This window comes from Ensifer sp. CCNWLY38 (genome assembly GCF_037120565.1).
GTDB lineage: Bacteria > Pseudomonadota > Alphaproteobacteria > Rhizobiales > Rhizobiaceae > Ensifer > Ensifer adhaerens_H.
Window position 1 is genome coordinate 98434 of record NZ_JBBBBO010000002.1, and the last position, 14316, is coordinate 112749.

Annotated in this window: 17 protein-coding genes; 7 read left to right on the plus strand and 10 right to left on the minus strand. The window is 63.5% G+C overall.

Annotation, left to right across the window (positions count from 1 at the left end):
• Positions 1-279 precede the first annotated feature (279 nt).
• Positions 280-1182: a LysR family transcriptional regulator gene (locus V7S54_RS04610; RefSeq protein WP_065376303.1), complete on the plus strand. Its 903-nt coding sequence runs from the start codon at positions 280-282 to the stop codon at positions 1180-1182.
• A 99-nt stretch (positions 1183-1281) separates the two neighbouring features.
• On the opposite strand, the gene V7S54_RS04615 is transcribed toward V7S54_RS04610, so the two are convergent.
• The 3 genes from V7S54_RS04615 to V7S54_RS04625 all read right to left on the minus strand — a co-directional run bounded on the left by V7S54_RS04615 (position 1282) and on the right by V7S54_RS04625 (position 2674).
• The gene (locus V7S54_RS04615; protein WP_065376302.1) at positions 1282-1623 is read right to left on the minus strand and encodes a hypothetical protein; all 342 of its coding nucleotides are present in this window, start codon (positions 1621-1623) and stop codon (positions 1282-1284) included.
• Between the two features lie 399 nt (positions 1624-2022).
• A complete protein-coding gene (locus tag V7S54_RS04620) occupies positions 2023-2166 on the minus strand; it encodes a hypothetical protein (RefSeq protein ID WP_176707603.1) in 144 nt (47 codons plus the stop codon).
• A 136-nt stretch (positions 2167-2302) separates the two neighbouring features.
• Positions 2303-2674 carry a DUF2750 domain-containing protein gene (locus V7S54_RS04625; protein WP_065376198.1) on the minus strand — a complete coding sequence of 124 codons (372 nt, stop codon included), beginning with the start codon at positions 2672-2674 and terminating at the stop codon, positions 2303-2305.
• 372 nt (positions 2675-3046) lie between these two features.
• Here V7S54_RS04625 and V7S54_RS04630 point away from each other — a divergent pair, with 372 nt between their 5' ends.
• On the plus strand, positions 3047-3802 hold the full coding sequence (locus V7S54_RS04630) for a hypothetical protein (protein ID WP_065376301.1): 756 nt from the start codon (positions 3047-3049) through the stop codon (positions 3800-3802).
• 75 nt (positions 3803-3877) lie between these two features.
• On the opposite strand, the gene V7S54_RS04635 is transcribed toward V7S54_RS04630, so the two are convergent.
• Positions 3878-4582 (minus strand): SDR family oxidoreductase, encoded by a 705-nt coding sequence (locus V7S54_RS04635; protein ID WP_065376197.1) that lies wholly within the window; start codon positions 4580-4582, stop codon positions 3878-3880.
• Positions 4583-4707: 125 nt separating this feature from the next.
• On the opposite strand from V7S54_RS04635, the gene gcvA reads away from it, so the two are divergent.
• On the plus strand, positions 4708-5616 hold the full coding sequence (gene gcvA / locus V7S54_RS04640) for a transcriptional regulator GcvA (RefSeq protein WP_065376196.1): 909 nt from the start codon (positions 4708-4710) through the stop codon (positions 5614-5616).
• A gap of 96 nt (positions 5617-5712) precedes the next feature.
• Here the strand turns inward: gcvA and V7S54_RS04645 are convergent, their stop codons facing one another.
• The 3 genes from V7S54_RS04645 to V7S54_RS04655 form a co-directional block, all read right to left on the minus strand.
• The gene (locus V7S54_RS04645) at positions 5713-6045 is read right to left on the minus strand and encodes a hypothetical protein (RefSeq protein ID WP_065376195.1); all 333 of its coding nucleotides are present in this window, start codon (positions 6043-6045) and stop codon (positions 5713-5715) included.
• 161 nt (positions 6046-6206) lie between these two features.
• Positions 6207-6740 (minus strand): putative immunity protein, encoded by a 534-nt coding sequence (locus V7S54_RS04650; protein WP_336409491.1) that lies wholly within the window; start codon positions 6738-6740, stop codon positions 6207-6209.
• 98 nt (positions 6741-6838) lie between these two features.
• Positions 6839-7492 (minus strand): glutathione S-transferase family protein, encoded by a 654-nt coding sequence (locus V7S54_RS04655; protein ID WP_065377432.1) that lies wholly within the window; start codon positions 7490-7492, stop codon positions 6839-6841.
• 335 nt (positions 7493-7827) lie between these two features.
• On the opposite strand from V7S54_RS04655, the gene greA reads away from it, so the two are divergent.
• Entirely contained in the window at positions 7828-8310 is a 483-nt protein-coding gene (greA, locus tag V7S54_RS04660) for a transcription elongation factor GreA (protein ID WP_065377433.1), read from the plus strand.
• Positions 8311-8577: 267 nt separating this feature from the next.
• A complete protein-coding gene (locus V7S54_RS04665) occupies positions 8578-9603 on the plus strand; it encodes a DUF3095 family protein (RefSeq protein WP_065377434.1) in 1026 nt (341 codons plus the stop codon).
• 333 nt (positions 9604-9936) lie between these two features.
• Here the strand turns inward: V7S54_RS04665 and V7S54_RS04670 are convergent, their stop codons facing one another.
• The gene (locus V7S54_RS04670; protein ID WP_065377435.1) at positions 9937-10422 is read right to left on the minus strand and encodes a MarR family winged helix-turn-helix transcriptional regulator; all 486 of its coding nucleotides are present in this window, start codon (positions 10420-10422) and stop codon (positions 9937-9939) included.
• A 154-nt stretch (positions 10423-10576) separates the two neighbouring features.
• Here V7S54_RS04670 and V7S54_RS04675 point away from each other — a divergent pair, with 154 nt between their 5' ends.
• Positions 10577-10972, plus strand: coding sequence for an Ohr family peroxiredoxin (locus V7S54_RS04675; protein WP_065377436.1), 396 nt, complete (start codon positions 10577-10579; stop codon positions 10970-10972).
• A 437-nt stretch (positions 10973-11409) separates the two neighbouring features.
• Positions 11410-12315 carry a 4-hydroxy-tetrahydrodipicolinate synthase gene (gene dapA / locus V7S54_RS04680; protein WP_065377437.1) on the plus strand — a complete coding sequence of 302 codons (906 nt, stop codon included), beginning with the start codon at positions 11410-11412 and terminating at the stop codon, positions 12313-12315.
• A 160-nt stretch (positions 12316-12475) separates the two neighbouring features.
• Here dapA and V7S54_RS04685 read toward each other — a convergent pair whose 3' ends face one another.
• Both V7S54_RS04685 and V7S54_RS04690 read right to left on the minus strand, forming a co-directional pair.
• Positions 12476-12688: a hypothetical protein gene (locus tag V7S54_RS04685; protein WP_065377438.1), complete on the minus strand. Its 213-nt coding sequence runs from the start codon at positions 12686-12688 to the stop codon at positions 12476-12478.
• A gap of 158 nt (positions 12689-12846) precedes the next feature.
• Positions 12847-14298, minus strand: a complete 1452-nt coding sequence (locus V7S54_RS04690; protein WP_065377439.1) for a CYTH and CHAD domain-containing protein — start codon at positions 14296-14298, stop codon at positions 12847-12849.
• Positions 14299-14316: the final 18 nt, after the last annotated feature.

A 14316-nucleotide genomic window follows, 5' to 3' on the forward strand; every position in this document is an offset into this window, starting at 1 on the left:
GGCCGCCTGCTGCAGCCGGTTTGCGGCGAGCGGGAATGCCGGCGCGAGAGCGCGCAGGTCCCCCGGTCTGCTTTGGCGCTGACGGCCTGTCGCAAACACGTCGACCGTCCCGAACGCCGCACGCCGCGTTTCAAATAGCGCGGACCTTGCCGCCGCCAACGCGAGAGGTCAGCGATGCGACAGGCATCGCAGGGTTGAGAATAACGTCCGCGCGGCTGGTATAAAGCGCCAGTTCGTGACATGACTTGTCAGAATTGACGAACAATTGGCGTGGCCGGCATGGACAGGATCGAGCTTTTCCGCATCTTCACCCGCGTCGTCGAAAGCGCGAGTTTCACCCGCGCGGCCGACACCTTGGGGTTGCCGCGCTCTTCCGTTTCGGCGGCGGTGCAGACGCTCGAAACAAGGCTCGGCACGCGGCTGCTGCACCGGACGACCCGTAAGGTGGCGCCGACGCAGGATGGTGCCGCCTTCTACGAGCGCTGCCTGCGGCTGATTGAGGACATGGACGAGGCGGAGAATCTTTTCCGCCGCAGCGCTTCCGGTCCGACCGGGCGGCTGAGGGTCGACCTGCCGAGCCGCATCGGCCGGCTGATCGTGGCGCCGGCGCTGCCGGAGTTCCTGGCGCGCTACCCCGGCATCGACATCGATCTCGGCATGACCGACCGGGCGGTGCACCTGATCGAGGAAAGCGTCGACTGTGCGCTCAGGGTCGGGCCGCTCAGCGATTCCGGCCTGATCGCCCGGCCGTTCGGCACGCTCAGGCTGATCAATGTTGCAAGCCCCGACTATCTCGAGCGGTATGGCATTCCGCTAACGCCCGCCGATCTCGCCGGTCATTTCGCCGTCAACTATGCCTCGCCCTCGAGCGGTCGCGTGGAGGACTGGGAGTGGATCGAAGGCGGCGAGGCGCGCACGATTGCCGTTCCCGGCCGCATCAGCGTCAACAGCGCCGAAGGCAGCATCGCCTGCTGCCTCGCCGGCCTCGGCCTCATCCAGATCCCGGCCTATGACGTGATCGACCATCTGAAAGAGGGGCGGCTCTTCGCGGTGATGCCGGACCACAATGCGGCGCCGATGCCGATGGCGCTGCTCTACCCGCACCGCCAGCATCTTTCCCGCCGGCTGAAGGTGTTTGCGGACTGGCTGGAAGGGCTGATGCGGGGGGTGATGACGGCGTGAGGGAGCGGATGCGGCCGTCAAGCGTTCCGCTTCCCGGCGCTCGCATTCGCCTGCGCGTTTTAGCGCGCCGTGCGTTCGGATGAACGCACAAAGGATGTTCTAGCTGATCGTCTGGTTGCAGCGCCGGCCGTTCCACGGCAGGAACTCCGATCCGCCGGCGTTCCATTTGCCGGCGAATTCGGAAAAGTCCGGTGCGAAGGTGACGAGCAACTGGCCGTAGCCGTATTTGTCGCGCCACATGAAGGTACGGGTCAGATCGCTACCGTCGCCGTCGTCACCGGTCTCGGCAAGCTCTCCTTCGACGGGCTGGCCCTGATCGGAGAACATATATTTCCCAATGATCGTGCCGCCTGAAACGACCTCGAACTGCGTTTGCGCGTCTGCCAGAACGCCGGCGGACGAAAGCTGGCCGCAATAGGCGCCCGACGGCGCTCGGCTCATCTCGCCCGCCGCTGCGGAAGATGCGACCGAAGCCGCGAGCAGGCTTGCAGCCGTCCATGAAATGCTTGCTATCAACGCGGCACCTTTGGCGTGTCGGGCATGTTGCCGTTTCCTCGTGCCGCGATCGTGGCGCGGACGAGTCGTGTTGGCTGCTGCCATGGGCGACCATTCGGAAGGCAAAATCAAGATGCTGATGCGTCCATAGGCGGAGCAACGCTGCCGCTGCCGCAGCCTAACAGGAGGCCTTGCTCGGCGGCGAAGAAGCCGGCGAGCACGCAAGCGTCGAAGAAGGCAAAGGCTCGCCTTGAAGGCTTCCGGGCTGCCCTAGCTCCCGCAGCGATAGGCGGGGTTCAGCTTGGCGCTGAGTTCATCCTCATCGTCCAGGCGCCTTGCTGAATCCTAGTTTTCCTGAACCGAAACGCCATCCTGGCCGATCTTGATCTCGACGCCCGGCTTCGTCTCCTCCTGGTAGATGTAGAGGCCGAGGCCGATGACGGCGACAGCGAGCAAGGCGATCACGAGATAGAGGCCGTTTCGGTTCATACGGAGCTCCTGTGTTCGGTATCGACGGGGAAATAGGGGCTTCTGCAAGAAAGACAACAGGATAGCGACGGAACTCACGCAGGGACACCAGTCCGGCCGATCTTTGCGGCTGCGTCGAAGTGCATGGCGTGGCACGTCACTGGTGTTGACGAACTATTGGCCTTGCGCCTTGCAACCACCGGCGGACGTCGGCAGGCGTCAAATCGAAACCGGTTGCCGTGGCGCTGCTCCAATTTATGCCGACCACCAAATTGTCCTTCTCAAGGCCTGGTAGCCAGCGATCGACAAAGACGTCCAGTGACAGTTGATGAGGCGTGAGGCTGCGATAGGTGGGTATCCGGTCGATTATCAGCCGGGCTCTGGAGAGCGACGACCAGAACGGCATGGCGGTTTCATTCGACCGGTTCGTCGAGGTCGGGAAACCTGTTTCGTCGCGAATCGTACAGACGAAGCCGGCCTCCAGGACCTCTTCGAAGAAAGCATGTGTGTGGAGGGGCGCGACGCTCATCGCGCGACGTAAGCAGTGATATCAGATGTTTGCAACCCTGTGAGGGTCACGGATCTGAGCGGGATGTCTTTCCTCATCCCGCTCAGATGCTTTGCCGCAACGTCATGTGACGCCGCGGCAAGGCCGTCCGATGACGTCCGGTCGTCTCAGCGTCCGGGATGGCGAGCGCCCGTCCAGCGGCCGGGCGCCGGGTTGCTTTAGAGAAAATGCAAGTTCCCGAATCGGCAGGGGTGACGTAACCTGCGGCCATTCGGTCGAGGCGTTGTCCGGTGCAACTGAGACTGGCGACGTCGCCGCGGACGCTGCAAGGGGGAATTGCGCGTGGGGAAGATAGGAGCCAAGCTTTGGGTGGTGGTGCTTGTCGCCGCCGCCATGCAGGGGCACCAGGCGCTGGCCCAGGATGCGGACGAGCTCGCAAAGAAGCTCTCGAACCCAGTCGCCGACCTGATCAGCGTGCCGTTCCAGAGCAATTTCGAATTTCGCGCCGGCGCCGAGGAGGATGGCTTCTCCTATACGCTCAACGTCCAGCCGGTCATTCCCATCACGCTGAACGCGGACTGGAACCTGATCTCGCGCACGATCCTGCCGATCGCCTATCGCGACTACCTGCCGCCGCCCGACGGCGATACGTTCGGGCTCGGCGACATCACCCAGAGCCTTTTCCTGTCGCCGGCCAATCCCGGCCCTTCGGGCATCGTCTGGGGTGTCGGTCCGGCCTTTTTGATCCCGACCGCCACCGACGATTTCCTCGGCTCCGGCAAGTTCGGCATCGGCCCGACGGCGGTCGTGCTGAAGCAGGAGGGACCGTGGACCGTCGGCGCGCTAGGAAACCACATCTGGAGCGTTGCCGGCGAGGGTGACAGGGCGGATGTGAGCCAGACCTTCCTGCAACCCTTTCTGTCCTACGGCCTCGGCCATGGTGCGACCCTGACACTCAACACGGAGTCGACCTACGACTGGGAGGCCGATCAATGGACCGTGCCGATCAACCTCAGCGTTTCGCAGGTCTTCAAGGTGGGCGACCAGATGCTTCAGGCCCAGATCGGCGGGAAATATTATGCCGAGGCGCCGCAGGGCGCGCCGAGCTGGGGCGTGCGCGCGACGCTGACCTTCCTGTTTCCGAAGTAAGTCGTTCGGGCCGACGCTATGTTTCAGCGGCGCCGCGGCTTTTGCCGCCGCGCCGCTCTCCGGCGTCTTCCGCCCTCACACCGAGCGCGTCAGGCCGCCGTCCACCTTCAGGTTCTGGCCGGTGATGTAGCCCGCACCTTCGGAGGCGAGGAAGGCGACGGTTGCGGCAACTTCGGCGCTGGTGCCGTAGCGCTTCATCGGCACGGCGTCGCGGCGCTCTTCGGTCGCCGGCAGGCTGTCGATCCAGCCGGGCAGCACGTTGTTCATGCGCACATTGTCGCCCGCATAGGTGTCGGCGAAGATCTTGGTGTAGGAGGCAAGGCCGGCGCGGAAGACGGCGGAGGTCGGGAACATAGGCGAGGGCTCGAAGGCCCAGGCGGTGGAGATGTTGACGATCGAGCCGGACTTCTGCTTCTGCATGATGGGTGCGACGAGGCGGACCGGGCGGATGACGTTCATCAGGTAGACGTCGAGGCCGGTGTGCCACTGTTCGTCCGTGATTTCGAGGATCTGGGCGCGCGGGCCGTGGCCGGCGCTGTTGACCAGCACGTCGATCCGGCCCCACTTCTCCACGGTCAGGTCGACCAGGCGCTTGAGGTCGTCGTTCGACTGGTTGGAGCCGGTGACGCCGATGCCGCCGAGCTCAGCAGCCAATGCCTCGCCCTTGCCGGAGGAGGAGAGGATCGCGACCTTGAAGCCATCGGCGGCAAGACGCTTCGCGCTCTCGGCGCCCATGCCACTACCGCCGGCGGTTATTACGGCTACTTTTTCTACTGCCATGTGTCCATTCTCCTCGTCGCATTCAGGATGATGCCGGATTTTGCGGCTCTCGCGATTGAAATACCATCTCCTTCATGCGACGACGAGAAAGTTTCGCTTTCAAATGGCAGTAGAAAAACTATCGGATGAGTGACGCACCGGGAAGGCTCCCTTCGCTGAATGGGCTGAAAGTGTTCGAGGTGGCGGCGCGCCATCTGAACTTTCGGCTGGCGGCCGAGGAGCTTGGCGTCACGCAAGGGGCGGTCGCCCAGCAGATCCGGGGGCTGGAAGCCGAGCTCGGGGTGAAACTCTTCGAGCGGCTGCCGCGCATGCTGGCGCTGACCGGCGAGGGGCGGGCCTATATCGCCGATGTCAGGCGCGCGCTCGACATCATCGCCCGGGCGACGGATGAGCTGAAGCCGCAGCCGGTGCGGCTGACGATCAGCACCACGCCATCCTTCGCCTCGAAATGGCTGATCCCGCGCCTGCCGGATTTCACCGCGCGCCATCCGGACCTCGACCTGCACATTCTCGCGACCGATCGCATGTCGAACTTCCACGCCGATGGCGTGGACCTGGCGGTGCGCTACGGGCGGCCGCCCTTCGGGCCGGGGCTGGCGGTGGAGCTGCTGTTCGAGCAGGAGATCGTCGCGGTCTGCAGCCCCATGCTGATGGCCGGCCGCGAGGTGCCTGCCAATGCCGACGAGCTTGCCGGCTATACGCTGCTGCACGACGCGCATAATTTCTGGCCGGAGTTCATCGAACGGCATTTCGGCGGAAGCCGGCAGGCCTCGTTCAAGGGCATCAGCTTCAACCAGACCTCGCACGCGATCGAGGCGGCGATCGCCGGCCAGGGCATCGTGCTCGCCAATGGCGATTTCGTGGCGCAGGATATAACCGAAGGTCGGCTGATCCGCATCTTCGAGGGGTCGATGTCCGGGCCCTCGGATTTCTACCTCGTCTGGCCGCGCTATCGCAAATCACCGGCGCTCCAGACGGTGATCGCCTGGATCAGCGAGGAAGCGGGCAAAGCACGGGAGCGCTCGTTGCGTTGATCCCTTCGGGCCAGCATCTCCAGGACAGCGTGAAGCGGTCCGCAACATAAATCTGGCCCTCTCCAGCGTTGGAAAGGGCCTTGGTTTTGCATCGTTCTACTTACATCCCTTCGCCTTCTGCGAAGATTCGATCGCCGTGACCTTGCCCTTTGACACTGCCACTTGGCCTTCCTTGTCGCCGCCAAACGTGCTCGACATGGGCACACCAATCAGGAAAACGCCCATGGCGTCGCCTGTCGCGGCGTCGTGCTGCTGTTTGGAGAGACTCGCCAGTGTGCTCTGCTCCTTTGTAAGTTCCTGTGCTAGGCCCTGGCAGCTCTGATTTGAGTAAGCGGCCATCGGAATTTCGACAGGCACAATCGCGTCCGGACGCTTGGCGCACGAAGAAGCAGCCAGCACAGCGGCCAGCACGGCATAACGGATTTTCATTTTTCCCTCAGCTTTGACTAAAATTCCCCATGCGAACGTAAGCACTCCTGAACGGCTGAGGGAAGGGTGCGCTATGCTGGGTTGCTTTTTTGGCCGCTCAATCCACGGTTATTTGAGGGTAAGGGTGCTATGGCAACGCTACGGGCCTTGTTACAGGACGATCAGCGGCGCGGGGCGACATCGAGCCGATAGAGCAGGGCGTGAAACGCGCCCTTGCTGGGCTTGCGCCCCGGCATCTTCGCCACGATGCGCCGGATCTCTTCCGGTGCGGCGGCGATCGCCCAGTGCAGTTCTTTTTCCATTGTAGCGGCTTCGTCGTCCGCACTGAGGGCGAGCGCCTGGACGGCATAGGCGGCGGGGCCGAGGATATGATTGATCTGATGCGGCGTTTCTATCGGGTGGGTATAGGGCGCACCGGCTGCGGCAATGGCTGCGCGGGCGGCGGCCTTGGCGGCGGGATCGTCGACCGCGCGCGCCGCTGCTTGAGCGCCCCACGCGGCCTTGCGCAGATGCGCGGTGCGCGGCCCGCCCCCGGCAAAGGCGCGGGCCGCCGCGATCGCCTCGCGCGGGCGGCTGTCGCCCGGCACGGCCGCCTCGAAGACCGGGAGCGCCCGCTCGGCTGAGAGCACCGCCCAGCGGGTGATGTGGCGCAGGTCGTCTTCGGTGAGGAGCGGTGGCAGTGGGTCGTTGGTCATTGGAGGCGACATCGGTGTTTTGAGCGAGCCTGCTGCGGCAGATCCAAAGGAAAGCCGGCGGTTTTGTGCGTCGGCTTCAGGGATCCGAACGGGGAGGGTTACCGCTCCCAGCCCGGCGTAAACGGGAAACGCTCTGCCCACAGGGTCGCCAGCCGGGGATCGGCGTCGACGCGGCGGATCGTTTGCGTGAGCCCGGGTGCGACCTCATAGAAGCGGCGGCGCCCCGGCGACCAGCGCGAGGCGGTCGCCACATAGAGGTCGAGAACCGACAGTTCCTCGCCGAGAAGGTATTTGCCTGGGCGCAGCTCCGCCCCCATCCGCTCCCAGCAGTGGGCGATGCGCTCGAACAGGCGCGCCTTGACGGCAGCGTGGTCCTCTTCCCGCTCGACGATGCGGGATGGGTCGTCGGCAATCCAGTAGAGGGCGTAGATGGCCGCCGATAGGAAGGTCATCCATCGCAGGAAGGCCGGTCGTGCCGGGTCTGTCGGCGCCGGTGCGAGCCGCCGTTCGGGGTGGGCATCGGCCAGCCAGATCAGGATCGCGGCGCTTTCGGTCATCAATTCGCCCGTCGGCAGCGCCAGGGCTGGAACCTGCCGAAGCGGATTGATGCGAGCAAGCCTCTCCGCTTCCTCTTGCCCCTCCCAGGGGGCGAATTCCTCGACGCGATAGGGCAATTCGAGAAGGCTGAGGGCCGCCTCGATCGGAACGGATCCCGAGCCTGACGCTCCAAAGACGACAAACGGTTCGGCCAACGATTTTTCTCCTCCGCATGAGGCAGTTCGGGGTCCCCCGGTCGGAAATTGGTTTGGGGCCCGCCCATGTTCGAGACTTGGGGTGAAACTGCTTCCGGTATTGCAGTCGTTTAGATCAGAGCTACCGCGATACAATCAAGGCCCGAGGTGCGAAGAGACCCCGGCCGCAAATCCCGGTTGCAAGAATTGGGGATGCGCGAGAGGCGGTTTGGCAGGACAGTGATATTCCTCTCACGCCTGGCGACCGGAAAATGCGATAGTGTTGATTGGCCAGCGACGGAGCGATATTGGACCCGGCGCCCAAAGCGTGTTGCAATCAGACGGAGTTCCAAAGATTGAGCGTTGCCTTCACCAAGGAAGAAAGTGCCGAAACCGCCGCCGAGACACTGTTGCCGGATCGCCCGATTTCGCCGCATCCGAACCTGGTCACGGAAGCCGGGTTGAGGGCGCTGGAGGCGCAGCTTCAGGAGGCGCGCGTGGCCTATGAGGCGGCGGCCGTAGTCGACGACGTCAACGAGAAGCGCCGTCAGCAGGCAGGCCCTCTGCGCGACCTGCGTTACCTCAACGAGCGTCTGCGCACGGCGCAGCTGATGCCGGAGCCGGGCTCGGCCGATGTCGTCGCCTTCGGCAGCACGGTGACCTTCAGCCGCGACGACGGGCGGGTGCAAAAGTACCGGATCGTCGGTGAGGACGAGGCGGACCCCAAGGCGGGATCGATCTCCTATGTCTCGCCGGTGGCGCGAATCCTGATGGGCAAGGCGGTCGGCGATGTCATGAGCGTCGGCGACCAGGAGCTCGAGATCGTCGCGATCGCGTGAGCGCGCTCTTGCAACCATCGGGCGGAACCTCAGACCCGCGGCAATCCCTCAGGATACCCACGCTTTGGTATAGCTATCCTTGCCGTGATTATTATCGTATGCGATTAAATCGCATTGTATTGACATTGCGACACGCTTCAGTATTTATATCGCATCCGATTTAATGTGAGGCGGCAAGCCCATGGATGCCGGTGCGCCTCAGAGCGCTCGGGCATTCCCTGGAAAAGCCCCGTCCACAGCGATCAGTCCGTCGACTGGAGGAAGCTGATGCAGTTTGAGCCCCAACGCGTGCAGGCCTATAGCGAGTTTTCGCGGGTGCTGGACCCAAATGCCTATGAGCCATTGCCCGACGACTGGCTGGTGGGGATCACCGATGTCGTCGATTCGACCGGGGCGATCAGGTCCGGGCGCTACGAGGACGTCAACTACACGGGCGCCTCGGCCATCGCCGCGATCGGCAATGCCTGGGGCAATTTCGATTTCCCCTTCGTCTTTCGGGGCGATGGCGCCGCCTTTGCGCTTCCGCCGGAAGGGGAAATGACGGCGACCGCAGCGCTCAGGCAGATTGCAGCCTTCGTGAAGGATCGATTTCGCCTCGACCTTCGCGTCGGCCTGCTGAGCGTCAGGGAAATCCGTGCCCACGGGCAGGACGTGACGATCGCACGCTACGCCGCTTCGAAAGACGCCACTTACGCAATGTTTGCCGGCGGCGGGCTCAAATGGGCGGAGCAGCAGCTGAAGAGGGGACGCTACCAGCTTGAGCCGGACAAGGATGGCACCAAACCTGATCTGACGGGGCTTGCCTGCGAGTGGCGACCGTTTCCGAGCCGGCGCGGGCAGATCCTGTCGCTGCTGGTCGAGCCGACGGACGATGTGGCGCCGGCGCGTTTCGCGGCGCTCGCCAGAGACGTGATTGCCGTCTTCGACGAGGCGCCGCGGCAGTCGCATCCGTTGCCCGCGGAAATGGGCGTGCCGAAGGATGAGCGGGTCTATATCGCGCCAGAGCGCTGGCTGGGCGTTGCCGCCAATTCGGACTTTCGCAAATACGACGATGGTCTTCGCCTGACGGTGGACGCCGCAGTCGGGCAGATCGATCGGGTCGAAGCGATCCTCCTTGCGGCAAGGGCAAGGGGTGAGGTCAAATACGGGCTGCACCGGCAATCACATGCGCTGATGACCTGCCTGGTACCGTCAGCCCGGCCGGATGCGCATCTGCATTTTCTCGACGGCATGGATGGCGGCTACGCGCGGGCGGCCGAAATGATGGAGTCGCGCAGGCGCGTCGAGGCGTAAGTGTGATCGGAACGGGCCGCTTCAAAGTGGCCGCGAGCCGGCGAAACGGCAATGGGCGGCCAGCGGCCGCCCTCAGACTGTCGACGAGGATATCTCTGATCATCCCAGGCATCGCGGAAAAGCCCGTCGCCAGGCAAAATCTCCCTCATCAAGTCAGTTGTTTATGAGGATTTCAGCGTTGCGTATTCTGGCATTTGCGATTGCTATGATCTTTCGCATGAATGCGACGAGGGCGAGACGCCCAAACAAACTGACTTGATGAGGGTGGAAAGGACGGGCGGTCTCATGCCGCCCGTCGTCGTTGGTTGCCGGCCATAGGGATCGAAGCGACGGCTATTTCTTCTGGGATCCGGGTTGTATCGAGTGCAGCAGGTTGTCGCGCAGGCTTGCCACCGATTGCTGCACGACCGGAAAGTCGTCGCCGAGGCCAGTGGCTTCGAAGAGCGCCGAACCCGGCTCCGCGTCCACCAGTTCGCGGCCGGCAGGCGTGAGCGTAAGGCGCACCTGCCGCTCGTCCGAAGGGTCGCGACGGCGCTGCAGATAGCCGTCCGCTTCGAGCTTCTTGAGGATCGGCGTCAGCGTGTTCGATTCCAGGAAGAGCTTTTCGCCAAGCATGCTGACGGTCTGGTCGTCTTCCTCCGACAACGCCACCAGGGTCACGTATTGGGTGTAGGTCAGGCCCAGCTTGTCGAGCAGGGGTTTATAGGCGCGGCCAAAGGCGAGGTTTGCGGAATAGATCGCAAAGCAAAGGAAGTTGGAGAGCTTCTTGCCGCCCTTTGCAGGCGTGGTCTCAGGGCTCGCTGTTTTGGAGGCGGGCATGGGGGTGTCCTTTTTTCTCTTTCCGTATCTGCACTTAATATAAATCGTATCCGATTAAATCGCAATGGTGTTGACGTCGCCTTCAGCTTCATCTATATACATCGCATCCGATTGAAGCGGATCCGATTAATAAATCAGACAGAGAGGAAATGACATGACCACGAAGCTCGTATTCACTGGCAAGACCCACAACACCGGCGGCCGCAACGGCGGCACCCGCAGCCAAGACGGTATGCTGGAACTGAAGCTGTCGCAGCCGCATCCGGCTGCGGAAAACCTGTTCGGCGCCGCCTGGTCGGCCTGTTACATCGGCGCAATCGAGCTTGCCGCGCTGCAGCGCAAGGTGAAGCTGCCGGCCGGCCCCGAGGTCGAGACCGACATCAATCTCAACGTCGACGACGGTTCCTACTTCCTCAGCGCTCGGCTGAATGTCAGCCTGCCGGGCCTCGATCGCGACCTCGCCCATGAAATTATTCACGCCGCCCACGAGATCTGCCCGTACTCCAAGGCGACCCGTGGCAACATCGAAGTCGAGACCAATCTCGTCTAAAACCGCCTCAAGAAAATCCGTTTGATATCATCGGGATGTGCCCCGCCTGGGTGACCAGCCGTGGCGCGTCCCGATACCATTTCAGGGCCCTCGTGCCTGAGCGCCTGCCGCCCCGCCGATCGCCGCGGAGGCGGTCTCCACGTCCGACCTCAGGGGAATGTAATTTGGCCGATCGGCAGAACTCCCGTTGTATGGAACGTGTCGCCTCCCGGGCCGATGCCCTCCGTCGTCGCTTGACAAAGATCGAGGACTGTTCGACCTTCGCGCCATGATCTGCCGTCTCGCCAAACTGACGACCTCGAAAAAAGCCCCGTACCCGGGGCTGTCGGTCGTTGCGCGCAGAGCATAGCAAGCACAAGGATCAGATCGACCCCGCCGGTTCGGACGGGGTTTTCGCTTGCGCTCCGTCTCCGGTTTCTTGAAGGAGATGGAATTTCATGGAAGCCACATATTCAATGCCGAGCGGCCTCTGGCTGCCGCTGATCACGCCGTTTCGCGACGGCGAACTCGATGCACGCTCGCTGCGTCGGCTGGTGACGCACTATGCCGCAGAGCCGATCGACGGCTTCATCCTCGGCGCCACCACCGGGGAGGGCATGGCGCTCAGCGAGGCGGAAGGCGAGCGGCTGGTTGCGATCACCAACGAGACCCTGGCTGCGGCGGGCAAGTCCATACCTGTCTATTTCGGCCTTTCGGGCAGCGACACGCTGAAGACAGTAAAGGCGCTGGAGCGGACGGCGCCTTGGGATATCACCGGCTATCTGATCGCCTGCCCCTATTACACAAGGCCGTCGCAACGCGGGCTCTTCGCCCATTTCTCCGCACTTGCCGATGCCACCGGACGGCCGATCCTGATCTACAACATTCCCTACCGAACCGGGGTGAACCTCGGCAACGAGACGATGCTGCAGCTGGCGGAGCGGGAAAACATCGTCGGCGTCAAGGATTGTTCGGCGGATGCGACGCAATCCTTCGATCTGCTGCGCCACAAGCCCCAGGATTTCGCGGTGCTGACCGGCGAAGACCCGCTGTTCTACACGGCGCTAACTCAAGGGGCGGAAGGCGGGATCACCGCTTCGGCCCATGTTCAAACGGCAGCCTTCGCCGCCATTCGCGACAGGCTGATATCCGGCGATCAACCGGGGGCTTTGGCCGACTGGCAGCGTCTTGCCGATCTGCCGAGGCTGCTGTTTGCCGAGCCGAGCCCGGCTCCGATCAAGCACTGGCTCTGGCGCGCTGGGCTCATCGACAGCCCGGAAATGCGCCTGCCGATGGTGCCGGTCAGCCACGAGCTGGCAGCACGGATCGACCGGGCGATGGCCGGCCAAGACAGTGATGGCTGACGGGCTTGCTGGAGCCCGGCCATTGTCGCTCGGCTAGAGCATCCGCTCTCAAGTGGAATCACTGGAGGCGGAAAGATGCTCTAGAATCAAAGTGCTACAGCGACCTTTGCGCGCCTGATAAGGCGCGCGGCGCTGTAGTGCATCTTTCCGCTTCAAGCGATCACGCTTGAAAGCGGGATGTTCTAGCCAGGGCCTTCAGCGCGCTGCAGTCACGAACGCCGCTTTGGTAGATCGCAACAAGCCGCTTTGCGATCCGCTCTGCGGCTTCGCAGCGTCGCGTCAGCCCGCGATCGCGCAGGATGTCGTCGAAGATGCGCTCGATCTCCTGCATGTCATGGGGGTGTATCGCCTGTTGGCGGGTCGTGGAATTCATCGCGCGACCTCCAGAACTGGGGCGAAAGCGCGAATGAACTTTCAGCCGTTGGAGCCCGTATAAACAGTCCAACGATGGGCGTGAGTATGCGCCGTTTCGTGGCGAATACAATGAAGCCTTGCGGTTGTGTGCGATGGCCGGGTCGGCGCGGCCGTGGCTCAGCGCCAGAAGCGCTTGGCGTCGATCACGTCGTCAAGCGCGCTCTGCGCGTGGTCGATCAGCTTGTCCTTGTCGGCGTGCACAATGAGCGTTTCGGCGTCCGGATGATCCTCAAGGCCGATTTCAGCGAGCACAAAGGGACCGGACACGAGATCGTTCAGCGTGCCGAGCCGGTCCTGCAGTCCGGCCATCGCATCGATGAACCGCTTATGGCGCCGCGTGCCCCGCTTGTCGTCAAACAGCGCGGCAAAGAATTCGGCGGCATAACGCAGCTTCTTGGCATCCTTGCGGGCCTCGTGCCGCTCCTCGTCGCTCACCTTGGCGAGGGCGCGGCCGTGTTTCTTGAGCTTGCGGCGCGCGCGGTCGAGAACGGCTTCGGCGAAGTCGGCCACCGGCCGGTCGCGAAGCTCGGCGGGCGGCGTCGACAGATAGTCGCCGCAGTGCAGCCATTGCTGGATATCGAGAAGAAGGGCGCGGCCGCGTGCGCCGTCGAGGGCCTCGAAGGCTTCGACGTAGCGGGCGGCGCGCGCCGTCTTCAGGCGGTCGCGCAACTCCGGCTCCGGATCACGCGTCAGGAGAACGTCAACATCGCGGGCCTTGCCGAAAACGCCGGCCAGCCATTTCAGCTCGCCGTTGATGCGCGCGCTCTCCGCATCGCCAAGCACATCCTTGTAGAGCGAGATGGCCGAGCGCAGTCGGCGAAGGGCGACGCGGACCTGGTGCAGCGCCTCCGGGTTCTTTCGTTCACGCAGCACGTCCTCGTTCAGGCGGTAGTGCCTGAGACAGGCAAGCGCGATGGTGCGGAAACTCTTCGTCACCCGCATCTCGCGGTCGAGCTCGATCGGCTCCGCCTTGAAGACGAACGGCCTAGCGTCGATCAGGCGGAAGCCGCGCTCGGCCTTGGAAAGAACGCCCAAGCGGAAGGGAACGATCGCCTCGATGCGGCGGGCGAGGGTGAACAGCGCCTTCGGGTCGCCATCCTTCAGCTCGAGTTCGATCTCGCCGACGGCGGTCTGGCGATTGCCTGAGGTGATCATGCCACGGTCGAGCGCCACTTCGATCCGCGTGCCGTCCTGGTCGACCTCCCAGGTCCTGCGCTCGACCTCGACGGTGAAGTGCGGCTCCAGATCGTCGGGCTCAAGGTCGAACGCGGCGGCAAGCGGGGTGGTGTGATCGACCACCGGCTCATCGGCGGAAAGCGGCTGCTCCCATTCCGGACGGGCAAAGACCGATGCGCCGGGGCCGGTCGCCTTGATCGTCTGGGTGCGGGCCGCGCCGACCGTTCGGATGCGCAGCGTGAAGCCTGACTGATAGAGATCACGGCCGCGCGTATCGAAATAGACGGACCGTTGCTGCTCTGTGCGCGCCGGCTCACCAAGGAGGCCGGATGCGGCAAAGCGGTCAAGATCTTCGGGAGAGATCTCGAGCTTGAGTTCGATTTCGGTGTTCAAACCATCCTCCATGAGCGC

Bases quoted from the DNA above. Each gene is read 5' to 3' on its own strand.
- V7S54_RS04645 (WP_065376195.1), bottom strand. From the start codon at position 6,045: ATGAAAATCCGTTATGCCGTGCTGGCCGCTGTGCTGGCTGCTTCTTCG.
- V7S54_RS04625 (WP_065376198.1), bottom strand. From the start codon at position 2,674: ATGAGCGTCGCGCCCCTCCACACACATGCTTTCTTCGAAGAGGTCCTG.
- V7S54_RS04630 (WP_065376301.1), top strand. From the start codon at position 3,047: ATGCAGGGGCACCAGGCGCTGGCCCAGGATGCGGACGAGCTCGCAAAG.
- V7S54_RS04620 (WP_176707603.1), bottom strand. From the start codon at position 2,166: ATGAACCGAAACGGCCTCTATCTCGTGATCGCCTTGCTCGCTGTCGCC.
- V7S54_RS04610 (WP_065376303.1), top strand. From the start codon at position 280: ATGGACAGGATCGAGCTTTTCCGCATCTTCACCCGCGTCGTCGAAAGC.
- V7S54_RS04635 (WP_065376197.1), bottom strand. From the start codon at position 4,582: ATGGCAGTAGAAAAAGTAGCCGTAATAACCGCCGGCGGTAGTGGCATG.
- V7S54_RS04665 (WP_065377434.1), top strand. From the start codon at position 8,578: ATGCAGTTTGAGCCCCAACGCGTGCAGGCCTATAGCGAGTTTTCGCGG.
- V7S54_RS04650 (WP_336409491.1), bottom strand. From the start codon at position 6,740: ATGACCAACGACCCACTGCCACCGCTCCTCACCGAAGACGACCTGCGC.
- V7S54_RS04685 (WP_065377438.1), bottom strand. From the start codon at position 12,688: ATGAATTCCACGACCCGCCAACAGGCGATACACCCCCATGACATGCAG.
- V7S54_RS04670 (WP_065377435.1), bottom strand. From the start codon at position 10,422: ATGCCCGCCTCCAAAACAGCGAGCCCTGAGACCACGCCTGCAAAGGGC.
- dapA (WP_065377437.1), top strand. From the start codon at position 11,410: ATGGAAGCCACATATTCAATGCCGAGCGGCCTCTGGCTGCCGCTGATC.
- gcvA (WP_065376196.1), top strand. From the start codon at position 4,708: ATGAGTGACGCACCGGGAAGGCTCCCTTCGCTGAATGGGCTGAAAGTG.
- V7S54_RS04675 (WP_065377436.1), top strand. From the start codon at position 10,577: ATGACCACGAAGCTCGTATTCACTGGCAAGACCCACAACACCGGCGGC.
- V7S54_RS04615 (WP_065376302.1), bottom strand. From the start codon at position 1,623: ATGAGCCGAGCGCCGTCGGGCGCCTATTGCGGCCAGCTTTCGTCCGCC.